18 protein-coding genes are annotated in these 16,867 nt (G+C 43.3%); 10 read left to right on the forward strand and 8 right to left on the reverse strand.

What is annotated here, in order from left to right; all coding sequences use genetic code 11:
* The 6 genes from H5185_RS11805 to ruvB form a co-directional block, all read left to right on the forward strand.
* Positions 1-655: GGDEF domain-containing protein (locus tag H5185_RS11805; protein WP_182742175.1), on the forward strand; the 655-nt coding region annotated here is incomplete at its 5' end.
* A gap of 171 nt (positions 656-826) precedes the next feature.
* Entirely contained in the window at positions 827-2,602 is a 1,776-nt protein-coding gene (gene aspS, locus H5185_RS11810) for an aspartate--tRNA ligase (protein WP_124018184.1), read from the forward strand.
* A gap of 125 nt (positions 2,603-2,727) precedes the next feature.
* Positions 2,728-3,480, forward strand: coding sequence for a YebC/PmpR family DNA-binding transcriptional regulator (locus H5185_RS11815; RefSeq protein WP_124018185.1), 753 nt, complete (start codon positions 2,728-2,730; stop codon positions 3,478-3,480).
* A 7-nt stretch (positions 3,481-3,487) separates the two neighbouring features.
* Positions 3,488-4,009 carry a crossover junction endodeoxyribonuclease RuvC gene (ruvC, locus tag H5185_RS11820; protein WP_124018186.1) on the forward strand — a complete coding sequence of 174 codons (522 nt, stop codon included), beginning with the start codon at positions 3,488-3,490 and terminating at the stop codon, positions 4,007-4,009.
* Positions 4,006-4,623: a Holliday junction branch migration protein RuvA gene (gene ruvA / locus H5185_RS11825; RefSeq protein WP_124018187.1), complete on the forward strand. Its 618-nt coding sequence runs from the start codon at positions 4,006-4,008 to the stop codon at positions 4,621-4,623. Before ruvC ends, ruvA begins: the two co-directional genes overlap by 4 nt.
* A 30-nt stretch (positions 4,624-4,653) precedes the next feature.
* Positions 4,654-5,658, forward strand: a complete 1,005-nt coding sequence (gene ruvB, locus H5185_RS11830) for a Holliday junction branch migration DNA helicase RuvB (protein WP_124018188.1) — start codon at positions 4,654-4,656, stop codon at positions 5,656-5,658.
* Positions 5,659-5,847: 189 nt separating this feature from the next.
* On the opposite strand, the gene gloA is transcribed toward ruvB, so the two are convergent.
* The 5 genes from gloA to H5185_RS11855 all read right to left on the reverse strand — a co-directional run bounded on the left by gloA (position 5,848) and on the right by H5185_RS11855 (position 10,860).
* Positions 5,848-6,258: a lactoylglutathione lyase gene (gene gloA / locus H5185_RS11835; RefSeq protein WP_124018189.1), complete on the reverse strand. Its 411-nt coding sequence runs from the start codon at positions 6,256-6,258 to the stop codon at positions 5,848-5,850.
* 589 nt (positions 6,259-6,847) lie between these two features.
* Positions 6,848-7,624, reverse strand: coding sequence for a hypothetical protein (locus H5185_RS11840; RefSeq protein ID WP_182698569.1), 777 nt, complete (start codon positions 7,622-7,624; stop codon positions 6,848-6,850).
* 383 nt (positions 7,625-8,007) lie between these two features.
* Positions 8,008-8,745, reverse strand: a complete 738-nt coding sequence (locus H5185_RS11845) for an SDR family oxidoreductase (RefSeq protein ID WP_182723676.1) — start codon at positions 8,743-8,745, stop codon at positions 8,008-8,010.
* A gap of 81 nt (positions 8,746-8,826) precedes the next feature.
* Positions 8,827-9,429, reverse strand: coding sequence for an SDR family oxidoreductase (locus H5185_RS11850; protein WP_207891333.1), 603 nt, complete (start codon positions 9,427-9,429; stop codon positions 8,827-8,829).
* Positions 9,430-9,483: 54 nt separating this feature from the next.
* Positions 9,484-10,860 carry an NAD-dependent succinate-semialdehyde dehydrogenase gene (locus tag H5185_RS11855; protein ID WP_182723677.1) on the reverse strand — a complete coding sequence of 459 codons (1,377 nt, stop codon included), beginning with the start codon at positions 10,858-10,860 and terminating at the stop codon, positions 9,484-9,486.
* 364 nt (positions 10,861-11,224) lie between these two features.
* Here H5185_RS11855 and H5185_RS22975 point away from each other — a divergent pair, with 364 nt between their 5' ends.
* The gene (locus H5185_RS22975) at positions 11,225-11,350 is read left to right on the forward strand and encodes a hypothetical protein (RefSeq protein WP_259395335.1); all 126 of its coding nucleotides are present in this window, start codon (positions 11,225-11,227) and stop codon (positions 11,348-11,350) included.
* A 428-nt stretch (positions 11,351-11,778) separates the two neighbouring features.
* Here the strand turns inward: H5185_RS22975 and H5185_RS11860 are convergent, their stop codons facing one another.
* From H5185_RS11860 to H5185_RS11865, 3 genes are all read right to left on the reverse strand, one after another.
* Positions 11,779-12,741 carry a mechanosensitive ion channel family protein gene (locus H5185_RS11860; RefSeq protein WP_124018192.1) on the reverse strand — a complete coding sequence of 321 codons (963 nt, stop codon included), beginning with the start codon at positions 12,739-12,741 and terminating at the stop codon, positions 11,779-11,781.
* 525 nt (positions 12,742-13,266) lie between these two features.
* The gene (locus H5185_RS22755) at positions 13,267-13,605 is read right to left on the reverse strand and encodes an AraC family transcriptional regulator (RefSeq protein ID WP_310741664.1); all 339 of its coding nucleotides are present in this window, start codon (positions 13,603-13,605) and stop codon (positions 13,267-13,269) included.
* Positions 13,557-14,195 carry an AraC family transcriptional regulator gene (locus H5185_RS11865; protein ID WP_220494448.1) on the reverse strand — a complete coding sequence of 213 codons (639 nt, stop codon included), beginning with the start codon at positions 14,193-14,195 and terminating at the stop codon, positions 13,557-13,559. Before H5185_RS11865 ends, H5185_RS22755 begins: the two co-directional genes overlap by 49 nt.
* A gap of 573 nt (positions 14,196-14,768) precedes the next feature.
* Between H5185_RS11865 and H5185_RS11870 the strand changes: the two genes are divergently transcribed.
* The 3 genes from H5185_RS11870 to H5185_RS11880 all read left to right on the forward strand — a co-directional run bounded on the left by H5185_RS11870 (position 14,769) and on the right by H5185_RS11880 (position 16,723).
* Entirely contained in the window at positions 14,769-15,419 is a 651-nt protein-coding gene (locus H5185_RS11870) for a carboxymuconolactone decarboxylase family protein (RefSeq protein WP_124018194.1), read from the forward strand.
* A gap of 118 nt (positions 15,420-15,537) precedes the next feature.
* Positions 15,538-15,723, forward strand: coding sequence for a hypothetical protein (locus H5185_RS22760; protein ID WP_207891334.1), 186 nt, complete (start codon positions 15,538-15,540; stop codon positions 15,721-15,723).
* 253 nt (positions 15,724-15,976) lie between these two features.
* On the forward strand, positions 15,977-16,723 hold the full coding sequence (locus H5185_RS11880) for an SDR family oxidoreductase (RefSeq protein WP_124018195.1): 747 nt from the start codon (positions 15,977-15,979) through the stop codon (positions 16,721-16,723).
* Positions 16,724-16,867: the final 144 nt, after the last annotated feature.

The following is a 16,867-nucleotide window of genomic DNA, read 5'->3' on the forward strand; positions in this document are numbered from 1 at the left end:
GTTAGATCTCAACAGTGACACGGTACAGTATCAACCTTGGTTTAAATATTTGGTGATTGTTTTGTCTATTGTCACCTTAGTTGCCATTGTTATACTCGTGTCAAGTAGACGCTTAAATATTGAAATTCAAAAGCGCGCTAAAGTAGAAGAAGACCTAAGGTTTATGGCCAGTCATGACAACATAACGGCTTTGCCTAACCGATATATTTTCGAAGATAAATTAGCGCAAACAAGCCTAGTCCATCAGCGAGATAAATTAAAATTTGCATTGTTATCTATCAATTTGGATGGCTTTAAAGTCATAAATGATAAACATGGCTATCATGTCGGTGACAAGTTACTGCAACGTATTGCGGTGCTACTGACTCGCCATTTGAAAGATTCTGATACTGTAACGCGGTTTGTAGCAGATGAATTTGTGATGCTATTAAATCAGATTGAAACCAAAGAAGATGCTCGCCAAGTTGCGGAAAACATACTCAGCACGTTAAAAAAACCGCTGCTAATCGGTGATATCAGTATTACTATTTCTGCCAGTATCGGTATCGCCATATTTCCTGATGATTCTGATAACGCAGCCTCATTATTGAAAAAATCAGATCAGCTCATGTATCAGGCTAAAAAAGTAGGTGGCCATCAATATAAAATGAGCTAGTTTTGATTGATGGTTTTTCAGTCAGTCAATCCAGTTTATTCGCTATAGGTCTGGTTAATTGCCTTAATCTGATTGATACTTCAATGCATAAGTTTGAGTCACGGTATATAATGCCGTTTTTATCATTTTCGATTTCCAAAATACCGCTTTGTGGATAAAGGATAGAGTTCAATGCGCAGTCATTATTGTGGAGACATTAATCCGTCTCATCTAGGTCAAGAAGTTACTTTAGTCGGTTGGGTAAACCGTAGTCGCGATTTAGGCGGAGTTGTGTTTTTAGACTTACGCGATAGAGAAGGGCTAGTTCAAGTTGTTTTTGACCCAGATCTAAAAGACGTTTTTGATATAGCCAGCACATTGCGCAGTGAGTTTTGTGTTCAAATTAAAGGTGTTGTGCGCGCTCGTCCAGAAAGCCAAGTCAATTCACAAATGAAAACCGGTGCGATTGAGATTTTAGGTACGCAACTGACAGTGATTAATGCATCAGCTCCGTTACCTTTAAGCATGGATAATTATCAAAATAACAGTGAAGAACAACGCTTAAAATATCGTTATTTAGATTTACGTCGTCCAGAAATGGCCGAGCGTCTTATCTTCCGCGCTAAGGTCACCAGTTCTGTTCGTCGCTTCTTAGACACCAATGGTTTCTTAGACATCGAAACGCCGATTTTAACCAAAGCGACCCCAGAAGGTGCACGTGACTATCTAGTCCCAAGCCGAACGTATAAAGGTCAATTTTTTGCGTTACCTCAATCCCCACAGCTGTTCAAACAGTTGTTAATGATGTCAGGTTTTGACCGTTATTATCAAATCGTTAAATGTTTCCGCGATGAAGATTTACGTGCCGATCGCCAACCTGAATTTACCCAAATCGATATCGAAACATCTTTCATGTCTGCTGAACAAGTCATGGAAAAAACTGAGCAAATGATGCGCGGTTTATTTCACGATTTATTGAATGTTGATTTAGGCGATTTTCCGCGTATGACTTACGCCGAAGCCATGAAGCGTTATGGTTCTGATAAACCCGATTTACGTAATCCACTTGAATTAGTTGATATTGCTGATTTAGTTAAAGACGTCGAGTTTGCAGTATTTAATGGCCCAGCAAACGATGTGGAAGGCCGCGTAGCCGCATTACGTATTCCGACAGGCGCATCATTATCACGCAAGCAAATTGACGATTATACCAAGTATGCGGCAATTTATGGCGCGAAAGGCTTAGCGTGGATGAAGATAAATGACTTAGCTGCAGGTATTGAAGGTATTCAATCTCCTGTACTTAAGTTCTTAACTGAATCGATAGTTAACGATATTATCAGTCGTACTAATGCACAAACAGGCGATATCATTCTGTTTGGTGCCGATAAAGCCAATGTTGTTGCCGAGGCTATGGGAGCATTGCGCTTAAAAGCAGGTGAAGACTTTAAGCTGCTTGAAGGTCAATGGCGTCCAATGTGGGTTGTTGACTTCCCTATGTTTGAAAAAATTAACGGCGGGTTCCACGCTGTTCATCATCCTTTTACAGCTCCTCGTGGTATGAGTGCTGAACAGTTGGCTGCAGATCCTGCAGCAGCAATTTCAGATGCCTATGATATGGTATTAAATGGCTGTGAGTTAGGTGGTGGTTCAGTTCGTATTCACAACGCTGAAATGCAAAGCACAGTATTTAATATTTTAGGTATTGAAGCTGAAGAAGCCAAAGAAAAGTTCGGTTTCTTACTTGAAGCATTGCGTTATGGTACTCCGCCACATGCTGGTTTAGCATTCGGTTTAGACCGTATTATTATGTTAATGACCGGCGCCAGCTCTATTCGTGACGTGATGGCTTTCCCGAAAACGACTACCGCTGCATGTCCGTTAACCAATGCTCCAGGATTTGCTAACCCAGTGCAACTCGCTGAGTTAGGCATCGCCGTGGTTGAAAAGGTTAAAACAGAAGAGTAAAGCGCTAACGTTAGCCATTTGCTCGCCCTTAACAGGGGACTACATACCGAGGCTTTTGCCTCGGTACGTTTTTTACAAGTAAACGAGTTTACTTGGTACGTCCTATTGAATAGTAAGGAGATACAATGGCTGGACACAGTAAATGGGCCAATATTAAACACCGCAAAGCAGCACAAGATGCTAAACGCGGCAAGTTATTCACCAAATTCATTCGTGAACTGACCGTCGCGGCCCGCGAAGGTGGTTCAGATGTTGATGCCAATCCTAGGCTACGTGCTGCAGTTGATAAAGCCTTATCCAATAATATGACTCGCGATACCGTTGAACGCGCCATAAAACGCGGTGCCGGTGAGATAGATGGCCAGCAACTAGAAACTATTATTTATGAAGGCTATGGACCTGGTGGAACGGCGGTGATGGTCGAAACCATGACAGATAATCGCAATCGTACTGTTTCAGGCGTGCGCAATGCCTTTAATAAATCGGGCGGTAATTTAGGCACCGATGGTTCTGTTGCCTATTTGTTCACACAATCAGGTATTATTTCTTACGACAGTGATATCGATGAAGACAGCTTAATTGACAGTGCCTTAGAAGCGGGTGCAGAAGATGTTATCACCCATGAAGATGGCTCTATCGACGTTTTTACTACGCCAGAGGCCTTTGGCAAAGTCAAAGATGCACTTGATAGTGCGGCTTTTGGGGCGGTTCATGCTGAGGTGACCATGGTAGCGTCATTAAAAGCAGAGCTTGATGCCGATACGGCTGAAAAGTTTTTACGTTTAATTGATAACTTAGAAGATCATGATGATGTACAAGAGGTATATCATAATGCTGAGATTTCAGATGACGTTATGCAAGCGTTAGATAACGCATGAGGCATCAATGGCCATTATTTTAGGTGTTGACCCGGGTTCACGTATTACCGGTTATGGGGTGATCCAATGCCAAGGCCGTCAACAGATTTATCTTGGTAGTGGCTGTATTCGAACATCCGCCGATGAGTTACCGCAACGCTTACAGCAAATTTATGCTGGCTTATGTGAAATCATTACCCAATATCAGCCCGACGAGTTTGCTATCGAGCGGGTGTTTATGGCCAAGAATGCGGATTCTGCCCTTAAACTGGGCCAAGCGAGAGGTGCGGCGATTGTTGCTGCAACCTGTGCTGGTTTACCGGTTGCAGAATACAGTGCAACACAAATAAAAAGTGCCGTAGTTGGCACTGGCAGAGCTCAAAAAACGCAAGTACAACATATGGTGAAACAATTACTTAAGCTACCAGCTTCACCACAAGCTGATGCGGCCGATGCATTAGGAGTAGCAATATGTCATTTTCATACTTATCAAAGTCTTATCGCTATGGGCGGTAAAGCTAGCAGCAGAACATATGGAAGATACAAATGATAGGTCGATTAAGCGGTATTTTAGTTGAAAAGCAAGCGCCTGAAGTGGTGCTAGACGTTAATGGTGTAGGCTATGAATTACAAGTGCCGATGACCAGTTTTTATGAATTACCTGCGTTAAATCAAGCTACCATGTTATTCACCCATTTTGTGGTGCGCGAAGACGCTCAGTTGCTTTATGGTTTTATCACCAAACAAGAACGGGCGTTATTTCGTTTACTGATTAAAACTAATGGTGTCGGCCCTAAGTTGGCGTTAACGATTTTATCAGGTATGACTGCATCTGAGTTTGTATCATGTGTTGAACGCGATGATATTGCCACCTTAGTGAAATTACCTGGAGTGGGTAAGAAAACGGCTGAACGTTTAGTGATTGAAATGCGCGATAAGCTTAAAAGTTTGCTTGAAGCTTCTGCCGGTTCTGAGCGCGAGTTTATGCTACAGAGTAATTACACCCCCGCGCCAGCAGCTGAAAGCGCTGAAGAAGATGCTATTTCTGCCTTATTATCTTTAGGCTACAAGCCCGCTCAGGCCAGTAAGTCGGTTTCTGCCGCTTTTAAGCAAGGTATGAGTTCTGAAACGTTAATTAAAGCTGCTTTAAAATCAATGTTATAAGTATGATATGCATAAACAGGGTACGTAAAAATGATTGAAGCTGATCGCCTGATCCAGCCGCAAGTACAAGGTCAAGATGAACTGATTGATCGTGCTATGCGCCCTAAAATGTTGGATGAGTATACTGGTCAAGATGACACTCGTGCCCAGCTTAAGGTTTTTATACAAGCTGCGATTAATCGCCGCGAGGCCCTTGATCACATGCTGATTTTTGGCCCTCCAGGTTTAGGTAAAACAACCTTAGCAATGATTGTCGCCAATGAGATGGGGGTGAACATCAAATCCACTTCTGGCCCCGTGCTCGAAAAAGCCGGCGATTTAGCGGCCTTGTTAACGAATCTTGAAGAGGGTGATGTACTGTTTATCGATGAAATACATCGGTTAAGCCCTGTGGTTGAAGAAATTCTTTATCCGGCGATGGAAGACTACCAACTGGATATTATGATTGGTGAAGGCCCCGCAGCACGTTCGATTAAGTTAGATTTACCGCCATTCACGCTTATTGGGGCGACCACTCGAGCTGGAGCACTAACATCACCACTGCGGGCGCGCTTTGGTATTCCACTGCGTTTAGAGTTTTATAATGTTAAAGATCTTACCACTATCGTGACACGCTCAGCGAATGTGATGGAGCTTGAGATTGATCAGCAAGGTGCGATTGAAATTGCCAAACGTTCACGAGGCACACCGCGAATTGCTAACCGTTTATTACGCCGCGTTCGCGACTATGCGGAAGTTAAACATGATGGCAAAGTCACCCAAAAAGTGGCCGAATATGCACTTGATTTGCTTGATGTTGATGAGCAAGGTTTCGATTACTTAGACCGTAAACTCTTGCTGGCAATTATTGATAAATTTATGGGTGGTCCAGTAGGATTAGATAACCTTGCTGCCGCGATAGGTGAAGATAGAGAAACGATTGAAGATGTATTGGAGCCTTTTTTAATTCAACAAGGCTTTATTCAGCGCACACCTAGAGGACGAATAGCCTCCCAGCGTGCCTACGATCACTTTAGTTTGCTAAAGCCAGAATAGTCAGTCTCGATGGGTTAACGTTGAATCATTAATTTTGGTTTGTGTTTTGGGTATAAGATTAGCCCCAAATTTTTTAATCAATTGTTTATCAGCATATTATCCGCTGCATGCTATTGCAGCTAACAAAAAAGCCAGCAATTCGCTGGCTTTTGCTATTTTTACTTATCACCAATACTAAGACGTACCGTATTAACCTAAAGCTGCAGTTGCTGACTTTTTCTGAATTAATTCAATTTTATATCCATCAGGATCTTCAACAAAAGCGATTTCAGTGCTTCCGCCTGCAACCGGCCCTGGTGCTCGGGTGACTTTACCTCCTGCTGCAGTAATTGCATCGCAGCGGGCATAGATATCTTCTTCGCCAATGGCTAAATGACCAAAAGCATTACCTAAATCGTAACTGTCGACACCCCAGTTATAGGTTAATTCAATCACAGCTTGGCCTGTGGTTTCTTCGCCAAAACCGACAAAGGCAAGCGTGTACTTGTATTCTGGGTTTTCTGATTTACGCAGTAATTTCATCCCCATTACATCAGTATAAAAAGTGATGCTGCGATCTAAATTGCCTACGCGGATCATCGTATGAAGTAGTTGTGACATGATATACTCTCTTATTAAAAATTTATCTGACTGTATCAAGCTCAGATGCTAATGAAAAGTCTGGCGGTTAATACCCATAAAATTTTGCTTTAGCTCACATTTGTGAGGATATTTTTTGGGTTAACTCATAAAAAGCGTTATTCTTGCAGTATACACATTTGGAGGCAAGACAATGACTACAGAATTAAAAATGGCTTTAGGCACAACAGTTGTAATCGCAATTTGTTTCAGCGCATTTTTTGTGTCGATGTTTTAAGCACCCGCAAAAATAGATCGCTCCATTTGACCCAATGCCAAATGAACGTACAGCATGTTAATTGAGAAGTTAATATGCTGTACGTTTTTTTATAAACTCTCACAGTGCTTATGGTGCTTTGAGAGTTTATTTTTTACAAATTTTGTTTTGCAGACAACTCCCACAAGGCTTCAAAAATACAAACGCCACCGAGAGGTTTTGTCGCTAAGCACAGTTCACTGGTCCTGGAGTGTTCGATGGTTGCAGATCCGAACGTGACATTTCATCGGCTCTGATCACGCTAATTTCTGGACGCCTAACTCAGTTTGAACTGTAATATAACGACGAGAAGGGCTAACCAAACTTGTTTTCATGATGTTTTAAGGTTAATTCTACCCGTTCCAATGCTGTCATGATCATCGCCGCAATTGATGGCGATTGGTTTTTAATAAACAATGTTGACGAATGAGCCGCACATAATACTTCAGCACCGCTCCATTGCTCCGCTAGATCCGCGACCCAATGCCGAAAATCATCAGCAGCGCCTTTGCGTCGTTCCAATGTTTTCGACAGTGTCATATGAAAAGCCAATTCTGGACTTTTTAAAAAACGGAGTAAACCGGGTAATTGAAAGTACATTAACGTGTCGTCAACGTGAATGGTTTTTGACTCTTTGTGGTAAGCAAGCACCGATGAAAAATGTAGGTGCTCGTTTTTGGAAATAAAATCGACCCCGCGGGGCACTGAAAATTCAAAATCCTCTGAAAACAAAGCAGCAAACTCGTTTGAATTGGTTAACTCTGTTTGCCATGTTAGGTTGGGTAATTTATCGATATGGCGCTGCGTTCCATAGAGTTTTGCGTGTGGATAATCGCCATGTATTTTTTCAATATGCACTGTATGGAATGGATGCAAGTTAATAATCGCTTCAATGTCGACTCCATTGTTGGTCAGCGAATCGACTTGCTGTTTAATGTCGTCTTGCATTTCATAAGCGTCGAGCAAAACAAACTTGCCGTTACCGCGCTTTACTAAAGAAGCGTGTGTTCCAATATTTAGTAAACCGAAAATCTTAAACTCACCACGAATATTCCAAAACTCATCTGAAATTTTTAATATTTTGTCAGTCATAATTAATACTCATCGTTTGCTTCTCCTCAGGATAATTCACCAAGAATGATAAAAAGAGTGAAGTAAATTGTTATTTACTTCACTCTGACGGCTTATTCCCTAGTTGCTAGGCTCTTATGTTTTATCTGCTATCTAAAATAGCGACACAGAGACCGAAGAGCAAAAAGGATTTGCTGAGAAATGACAACATAAGCACTCAAGCAAGGGATCCTTCCGATCTAGCATTTTTTCCTCTGGCCCGACAATCCGTTTGAGCCCGCATGCTAAAAATCGCTCTCTTGTGTTGGCTTACAATGTAACTGGTTCAACAGCAGACCTAAGCAGCTGTGATTTTTATCATGCCAGTTTGCATCTTGCTCCTGTCCAATAGAGTGGCTTTGCGCTTACAGTGGCTGCCTAGTGGGGCGAATGATAATCTCGTTGACATCAACATCTGCCGGCTGCTCGATGGCATAAGCAATTGCTCGTGCAATCGCATCTGGGTTAATGGCCATCTCATACATTTCATCAACACCCTTGGCTGTATCGGGGTCGCTGATTTTACTGGTCAGCTCGGTCGCTACGGCACCAGGCGAAATATTGGTGGAGCGGATTTCCCCATTGCCTTCTTGACGAATGCCTTCTGATAGCGCCTTGACGGCAAACTTGGTAGCGGAATAAACGGCGGATGCCGGAAAGACCTTATGCCCAGCTACTGACGAGAGATTAATAATGTGGCCGACATGCTGCTCGCGCATGGTCGGCAGCACCGCGGCAATGCCGTAGAGAACGCCTTTGATATTGACATCAATCATTTTCTCCCATTCGTCGACCTTGAGTTCATCGAGGGGCGATAGCGGCATCAGACCAGCGTTGTTGACCAGCACGTCGATGCGGCCGTAAGCTTCCTTCGCCGCTTTGGCCAGCGACTCGACCTGAGCGCGGTCAGTGACGTCGGTAACCTGATAAATAGCTTCACCACCCTGATCCTTGATCGTGTCACGCAGCTCCACAAGGCGTTCCTCGCGGCGGGCAGCAAGCACCAGTTTGGCGCCACCTTTTGCCAGGCGTAGTGCTGTGGCTTTACCCAGACCACTTCTGGCACCGGTAATGATAACGACTTTGCTATTGATCTCTGACATGGATTTTCTCCTGTTGAAATGAATGATTGAATTTCATACGTTAACGGTTCCAAGCTTAATGTTACGCCAGAGACATTAGGGTTAGGCTGACTGCATATTCTGCGTCATACCGTCGTAACGGCCTGTAGTGGCGGCCTCCATCAGTACGTGGGCGACATCTGCTCGAGACGCCTTGGCCGATTTGTCGACATTGTCACCCAGGATCACATCCGTGCTGCGGCCCTTGTTGGTCAGTGCTACAGGGCGCAGGATCGAGTAAGTTACTCCGGAAGCCTTGAGGTATTCGTCCGCTTCGTGTTTGGCATTCAGGTAAGGGGCCATGTCGCCGGTAGGGTTGGATTGATCTGCGCCGATCGAGCTGAGCATCACGAAACGCTTTACGCCTGATTCTTTCGCTTGATCAATCAGTCGCTTCGCGCCGTCCCGATCCACTTTTTTGGTCATTTCAGGGCCGGTGCTTCCTCCTGAACCTGCGGCAAAGATCACCACGTCCATGCAGTCGCACAGGCCGGTTTCCAGGTCGGTCAGGTCACCATGGCGCAGGTCTACACCTTGGGGCAAAGAACTGGTATCCGAACTTTCGCGAACCAGCGCTATCGGCTTATGGCCCTGATCTATAAGGTACTGGGCCAGAAGCTGGCCTGTTTTACCGGTGGCACCGGCGACAAGAATGTTCATACTCATAGAGAAATCCTTAATGTTGAATGAAATGGGCGAAATTGTGGGTGTAAAGCCAGGTCAGGGCAGGAAAATCGACTTTACGTTGACGAACTCCTTGATGCCAAAACCACCGTGTTCACGTCCGTATCCGGAATTCTTGACCCCGCCAAATGGCATATTCGGATCAGCAGCCCCAAACGAATTAATGCGGATCATGCCTGTGTCGAAGTCATTGCGCGCCAGTTTGAGGGCTCGTTCCTCATCCTTTGAAAAGATCCCTCCGCCAAGTCCATAGCGGCTTTCATTAGCCAGTCGCATGGCGTCCTCATCATCAATGGCGCGGATGATTGACGCGACCGGTCCGAAGATTTCATCATCGTAGGCTGGCATTCCGGGCGTAAGATTTGCCAGCACAGTGGCGGGATAATAGGCACCCGTGCGTTTTGTCACTTCGCCACCGCAGAGGATTTTTGCACCCTTGGCGACGCTGGCGTCCACCTGCTCCTTAACTGTGTCAAACTGCTCCTGGCTGGAAAGCGGCCCAAGCTGGGTATTTTTATCCATGGGGTCACCCATGTTGATTTTTTGCATTTGAGCGACGAAAGCCTCGACAAAGGCGTCATAGACCTTATCGGTCACGATGAACCGCTTGGCAGAAACACAGGTCTCTCCGTTGTTGTAAAGTCGGCCCATAACCGAAAATTTTACGGCGGTTTCAACATCGGCATCCTCAAGCACCAGATAAGCGTCATTCGACCCCAGTTCGAGCACTGTCTTCTTTAACTCTTTGGCGGCCACAGCCCCGATGTGTCGCCCAGCGCCATCGCTACCTGTCATTGTGACACCACGGACCATTGGATGGGCTATCAGCTTGTCGCTGGTGTCGTGATCGATCACCAAAACCTGGAACAGGTCCTCGGGCAAGCCGGCCTCAATACACAATTCACGCAAACGAAGTCCGGAGCCAGTGCAGATGCTGGCGTGCTTCAGAACACAGCCATTACCTGCCATCAGATTGGCTGCCAGCACACGGATCGGCTGGTAAAGGGGAAAGTTCCAAGGCTGGATTGAATAGATGACGCCGATTGGCTGATAACTGATGACGCCGCGTTTGCCGTTGAGTCCTTGCACACGCTCTTCATCAGTCAGCGCTTCTGGTCCATTTTCAGCGGTGTAATCTAAGATCGCAGCACAGAGTTGAACCTCAACAAGACCATCTTTCAGGAGTTTGCCGGTTTCGTTGGTCATCAAGGCGGCCAATTCATCGGCATTGTCACGTAGTTTTTGACCGATGTTATTAAGATAGGTGGCCCGTTCCAGATGGGGTAGTTTACGCCATTGCAGAAATGCCCCATGGCAGGACTCAAGCCGAGCCGTCGCCTGCTTTTCGGTCATTATGTCGTAGGAATGGATTGCTTTTTCAGTCGCGGGATTAATGGTGGTGATTGTCGTCATGGTTGCTCCTTCCGAGTCTGATGGGCAAATGCCGTTGGCGCTAGCTTTGGTGTATTATCAGTCCGTTGGCGGGATCTGTCTGTTCGCTTGCCAACACTACCGCGTTGCAAACAGCGCCGAGCTCCTGCTGGTAGTGTAAAAATGGCCCAAAGAAAAAAGCACATACTTCATCGATTCAGCATGGTCTGGTGTGTTGGCTTGAGGGTCATTGAACCCTATGTTGGAACAAGTCAATCGATTAGGCAGTTAGGATTTGCTAGTGCTAGGTATCAATTTTATCTGGTCAATCGACTAAAGAGCGCTAGGCAGGTATGTTGGTTTTCCCCCTTTTCTGTAAGAATGCGGCGGCCAGAGAACAAATTTGATGGTGCTAATTCCCCAGGCGATATCTTGTTGTGAGGGGACTCGCATAGGCGGCAGTAAATTGCTTGGCGCTGAAATGAGCGGTGACGTTGGCATTGACCCACTTGCTGTAATGCCAGCAAAATAGTTTATCTTTGACCGCTTGATATGTTTTTCCTGTGTGGCAGGAAAAGATTAAGTGAACCACTGGACTCTCGAAAGTATTCAGTCCAATAATTATGTTATATGTCGGATCAGTAATGCTATATGTTGGATCAGTTATGCTATGTGTCGGATCATTAATGGCAAATGTGCGCATTCGATGAGTCAATATAAGCCTATTCGAGCGCTTATATTTACATCCCAGAGAAAACTTGAACGTCGGCTATCTCAGTATTACCGACCTTCAAGCCGCCTGGAAGAATTAGTGTACTCGTAGCAAAAGCCGATGGTCGGCTCTTTTTCCAGAACGCCAGGAGCGATCTGCCGACCTTCAACATTTTTGGCAGTCTAATTAAATTAGACCGATGCGACAAGCTGACGTTCAGTTAATGAAAGTGCCTCTAATCCCAGAGATTACTTTTCATTTTCAGACGATGATGACTTCTGTGAGTCTGCTGATTTTTCTTCTGACGTTTCTTCTGACTTTGTTTCCGACAACATAGTATTGAGCTTTTCACCGCCTTTGGCGCCAAAATCCAATGTTCTGATAGGAAAGGGAATTAAGATATCAGCTTTTTCTAGCGCTTTTTTAATTTCTACCACCGCAGTATGTCGAGCTTTCATAAAGCCAGTGTCGCCTGGGTAATCGATCCAGAACCAGACCACTAAGTTTATACTGCTGTCTGCAAACCCCTTAGCAAATACGGCAGTTTGTTCTTTTTTGATAACAAAATCACAGGCGTTTATCGCTTCTTCGATAGCTTCAGCGGCCTTTTGTGGGTCGTCTGCGTAAGAAATACCAACGGGCACTTCGATTCGCCTGACCCCTGTAACCGTATAATTAGTGAGTACGTTTCGAAATAAGATTTTATTTGGAATCACTTCTATTTGGCCAAAAAACGTTTCGACTAATGTGTTACGCAAATTAATGGTTTTTACTGTGCCGAATACATCTCCTGCCTCAACCACATCGCCAATTTGAAATGGCTTACGAATACCCATAGCAATACCAGCAATAAGATTCTCTGCCATGTCTTGAAAAGCAAAACCAAGCGCTAGGCCAATAATACCTGCGCCAGCTAAGAGTGACGTTACGGTGCCGGTTAACCCCAAAAACTCTAGAGCGATAAATAGCCCTGTCAACAACACCAGCATCTTGATTATTGATGAAAGTAGATCGGCAATTTGTTCAGACTCTAAGGCTTTATGAAGCACTTTTCGAACGACTCTACCAACATATTTAGCCAGTAAGCCAAAAAACATGGCTAAGAGAAAGGCGACTATAAAGTTTGGCAAGTGTTTAATGCCAGCTTCTAGCCAGCCTTGTAATTTTTCGTTAATTAGCTGCCAGAATTTGTCTAATACAGAGAGGTCCATTAATATTATTCCCACTATTATTTATCATCGTTCTTTAATGCAGATACAGCCCATGTATTGAGCTTTTCGAGTGTCGAGGAGAGGTAAAATAAAACGACATTTTTGACAAAATGAAAATCCATGTAGCCTCATATTTTCCATACTAACATCTCTTTACTATCCTTGAGGGAGTGAAAGTCAGCGCACTGTCGTCTATTACCTAAAAAAGCTCAGTATATGCTGCGGACAACAGAGCTTTTTACGCCGTCATCACCCGATGTTATTCTCCCAACGTTAAAGATGTCACAAGCTGAGTTTGCGCGGCGACTGGCGTAACTATGAGCACGTTGATGTTTCTCTATTTCCGAGGGGGAGTTTGGTATGATTTGTTAAGCTAAAAATATGTGTCAATAGCAATCGTGGGCTAGCAAAATATGGGAATATCGCTATTAATAAAACCAATTTTATCATTGAAAAAGAATAGGTTAGTGCAAGAAGTACACATTGTTAAGTTAAGTTAAACCTAGTCTTTTTGGTTCTTTTTCTTTAAGCCTTTGCTTCTTGAGGCAGTCCAGTTTCGCGCAATGCTTTTGTATCTTTTAATGGAGACTCACCAAAAAAACGGCGGTATTCTCGACTGAATTGAGAGGGGCTTTCGTAGCCAACTTTGTATGTTGTCGTCGTCGCATCTAAGTTTTCGGTTAACATTAAACGACGAGCTTCATTCAAACGTAAACTTTTCTGAAATTGTAGAGGCGTCATAGCCGTCACTGAACGAAAATGACTGTAAAATGCAGATTGACTCATTCCACTGTAATCGGCTAGATCACTTACGCTTAATGGTTTAAAAAAGTTATTTCTGAGCCAATCAATTGCTTTAGATATTTGTAGCTGTGGCTCTGAGTTGTGACGATTTGATTAAGCAGGATACCTTGCTCTGTTGTCAAAAGACGAAAGAAGATTTCTCTTTGAATTATGGGTGCTAAAGCTCCTATATTATCGCTCTCATCCAACAGATCTATTAGTCGAGTGAATGCGTTTAATAGCGACTCAGAAAGTTGTCCAACGGCAATCCCTTTTGTGGTCTTTTTATCGTAGGAAAACAAATTCTTATTTTCAGCAATCAGCTCTGAAATAATTTGTAGATCCAGCTCCATAACCAGCCCGAGATAAGGATGCTCATCGCTTGCTTGCATAATATTAGCAATGACCGGCAAGCCAACAGATGAAACAAGAAAATGATTGGCGTCATAAATATAACTTTCATCACCTAATAGAACACGCTTCTTACCTTGAGCAATTAAACAAACACTCGGGTGATGAATATAACTCGTTGGCGCGGTAGTAGATGGCCATCGGGTTAATTTCAATCCTGGAATTTTAGTCTCGACCTGGTTAACGCCTTTTTCCATCCATTTATCAATTTGTCTCGCCAGCTTTTCAGTATTGGCAACTCTACTTTGTGAACCGTTCATCATCATCCTAGTGGCAATATATATCGTAATGTTTAGTTTTAACATTTGGAATTTGCATAAGCTAATCGCGCTGATTAAAGCACTAGGCTATTAGTACAAATCAAATCCATCAACCGGTTTATATTTTTGTTCATTTTACAGAGACTAACTACCATTAAGTGCTATTGACTCCGACTGATGGCGTTTTTAAATAAAATGATTAGGCAACTTTAGCTATTGCTAGGCTAGTAGCGCTGATTTTATAAACCTTAGCAAAAATAGATGTTCACACTTAAGGCATTGTACTTCTGCCAGGACCAAAACAGCCAATGACATTAATGACCACCACAAACCACCGACATTACCACTTATTCAATGCCAAAACTGAAAACAAAGCTAACTCATAGAGGCAAAAGTTGCCATATTATTTTATATGCAGGAATAGGCAATGATAAAAAAACTATAGGCAATAGTTCAGCAAATATAAATGATAAGTTAATCACATCAAAATTGAGCAGCTAACTTAGATGATTTATTTGATTATTTTTCAGAAAAGTCTCTTTCCTTACCATCAATTTAACAGCGATTTTATTTATGAATATAGCGTCAGTAACAGACTCGCTTGAACCTTCAGAGCAAGCCATTATTCCAATCGCGGCATTTACTGCAAGCGGTGATATAGAAAAGTTACAAGTCAGTTTACATGAAGGTTTGGATGCCGGCTTAACGATCAACGAAATTAAAGCAATTCTGGTTCAGATGTATGCCTATGCAGGCTTCCCCCGCAGTTTAAATGGACTTTCTGCGTTTATGAGTGTTGTGGATGACCGGAAAAAAACTGGCATGACTGACATTGTCGGCTCTGAGCCTAAGCCTTTACCTACAGACCGAACCAGCCTCGAGTTCGGTACTGAGAACCAGACCAAGCTAATTGGTGCTGAAGTTAAAGGGCCATTATTTGAATTCTCGCCTGAAATTGATACTTACCTGAAAGCTCACCTGTTCGGCGATATTTTCGAACGAGATTCCTTAAGCTGGAAGCAGCGAGAAATTGCCACAATAGCAGCTTTGGCTAATTTAAATGGTGTAAATAACCAGTTAAGTGCTCACTACACCTTTAGTATGAATAACCATGTATCTGTCAGTCAGCTCAACGAATTTATTCACATTATTGAAAAATATTGCGGCCCTCAGATTGCCGCAAATGCACTGCAAGTACTTAACTCTGTGCTTGACACTCAATAAGGTATAACAGACTCGACAAAGATTTATTTAACCCTAATTCTATCGTTTAATCAGGAGGCCATTTCATGAAAAAAATATTTCGTCGACTGTAAAAGCTAAATTACTCAATAGTTTGGAAGTGATATCGACCGCCAATGCTGAAGCCGATACTAATACAGAACAGACAGCTAATCATTCAAAAGACCATCAATCGTTTCAAGGCCCAGACCTCCTTTTTAGCGGCCAAGTTAACGTCGATATGTTATTCCCAGAAAATGACGTCACGAATTACAGTGGCATGGGGCTACAGCTGATGCTGCGATAAAACACCTTGTTATTACATCCTCAAAAAGAGGGTGGAAATGTTATCTGGAAAGAAAAAAGTAGTTAATGAGCAATACGCGACAGCTAGCTAATAAAATTGTACTGGTATCGTTAAATTCAGCTATCGCGTTAGAAATGCTAATACACAACAGCAGGTTACTTATGGTCATGAGGTCGTTGGCTATTACTGTTGAGAACCAAGTTTACATTAACAACAACCCTAATTTTTAAACTGCAAATGTTAAGGATTTAAAATGAGCAATAACGTAGAGAACAAAGTCATCGTAATTACTGGAGCATCAAGCGGTATGGGCGAAGCTGCAGCGCGTCACCTTGCTTCTATGGGAGCCAAAGTCGTTCTCGGTGCTCGCCGCGCTGATCGCATAGAACAATTGGTTTCAGAGATTAAAGCAAAAGGTGGTGAAGCACTCGCTCTGGCAACTGACGTAACCAACAAAAACGATGTTAAAAACTTAGTTGATGCGGCAATTAACACATTCGGACGCATTGATGTTCTTATCAACAACGCTGGAGTTATGCCTCTTTCGATGTTTGAAAGTGTCAAAGTGGATGAATGGGATCAGATGATTGATGTTAATATAAAAGGTGTTCTATACGGTATCGCTGCTGCACTGCCGCATATGATAGAACAGAAAGCTGGACACATAATTAACACAGCATCGGTCGCAGCTCATCTCATTTTCCCTGCATCATCGGTCTATTCTGCAACCAAATTTGCTGTTCGCGCATTAACCGATGGTTTAAGACAAGAAGTCACGCCACACAATATCCGTACGACTTTAATTAGCCCTGGCGCCGTCAAAACTGAGTTACTTGAGCATATTAGTGATAAAGAAGTGCAAAGTGCCAACCAAGATTATGTCGGCCAAGTAGGGATCCCAGCTTCTAGCTTTGCAGATATGGTTACGTTTGCAATTAGCCAACCAGAGTATGTTGATGTAAATGAAATTATTTTTAGACCGACGGCTCAATCTTTGTAACTCTGCCAATTAATCGCCAATATTTTAAGTTTAATTATTGGCGATTTTTATTAGCCAATATCGAGTAACCCTATCGCAACGATTACATACCGTAATTTGTTAACCTACTCTGAGAGAGACTAGTTCAAGATAATTGGCTGCATA

It is taken from the genome of Shewanella sp. SG44-6, assembly GCF_014164185.1.
Classification (GTDB): Bacteria; Pseudomonadota; Gammaproteobacteria; order Enterobacterales; family Shewanellaceae; genus Shewanella; species Shewanella vesiculosa.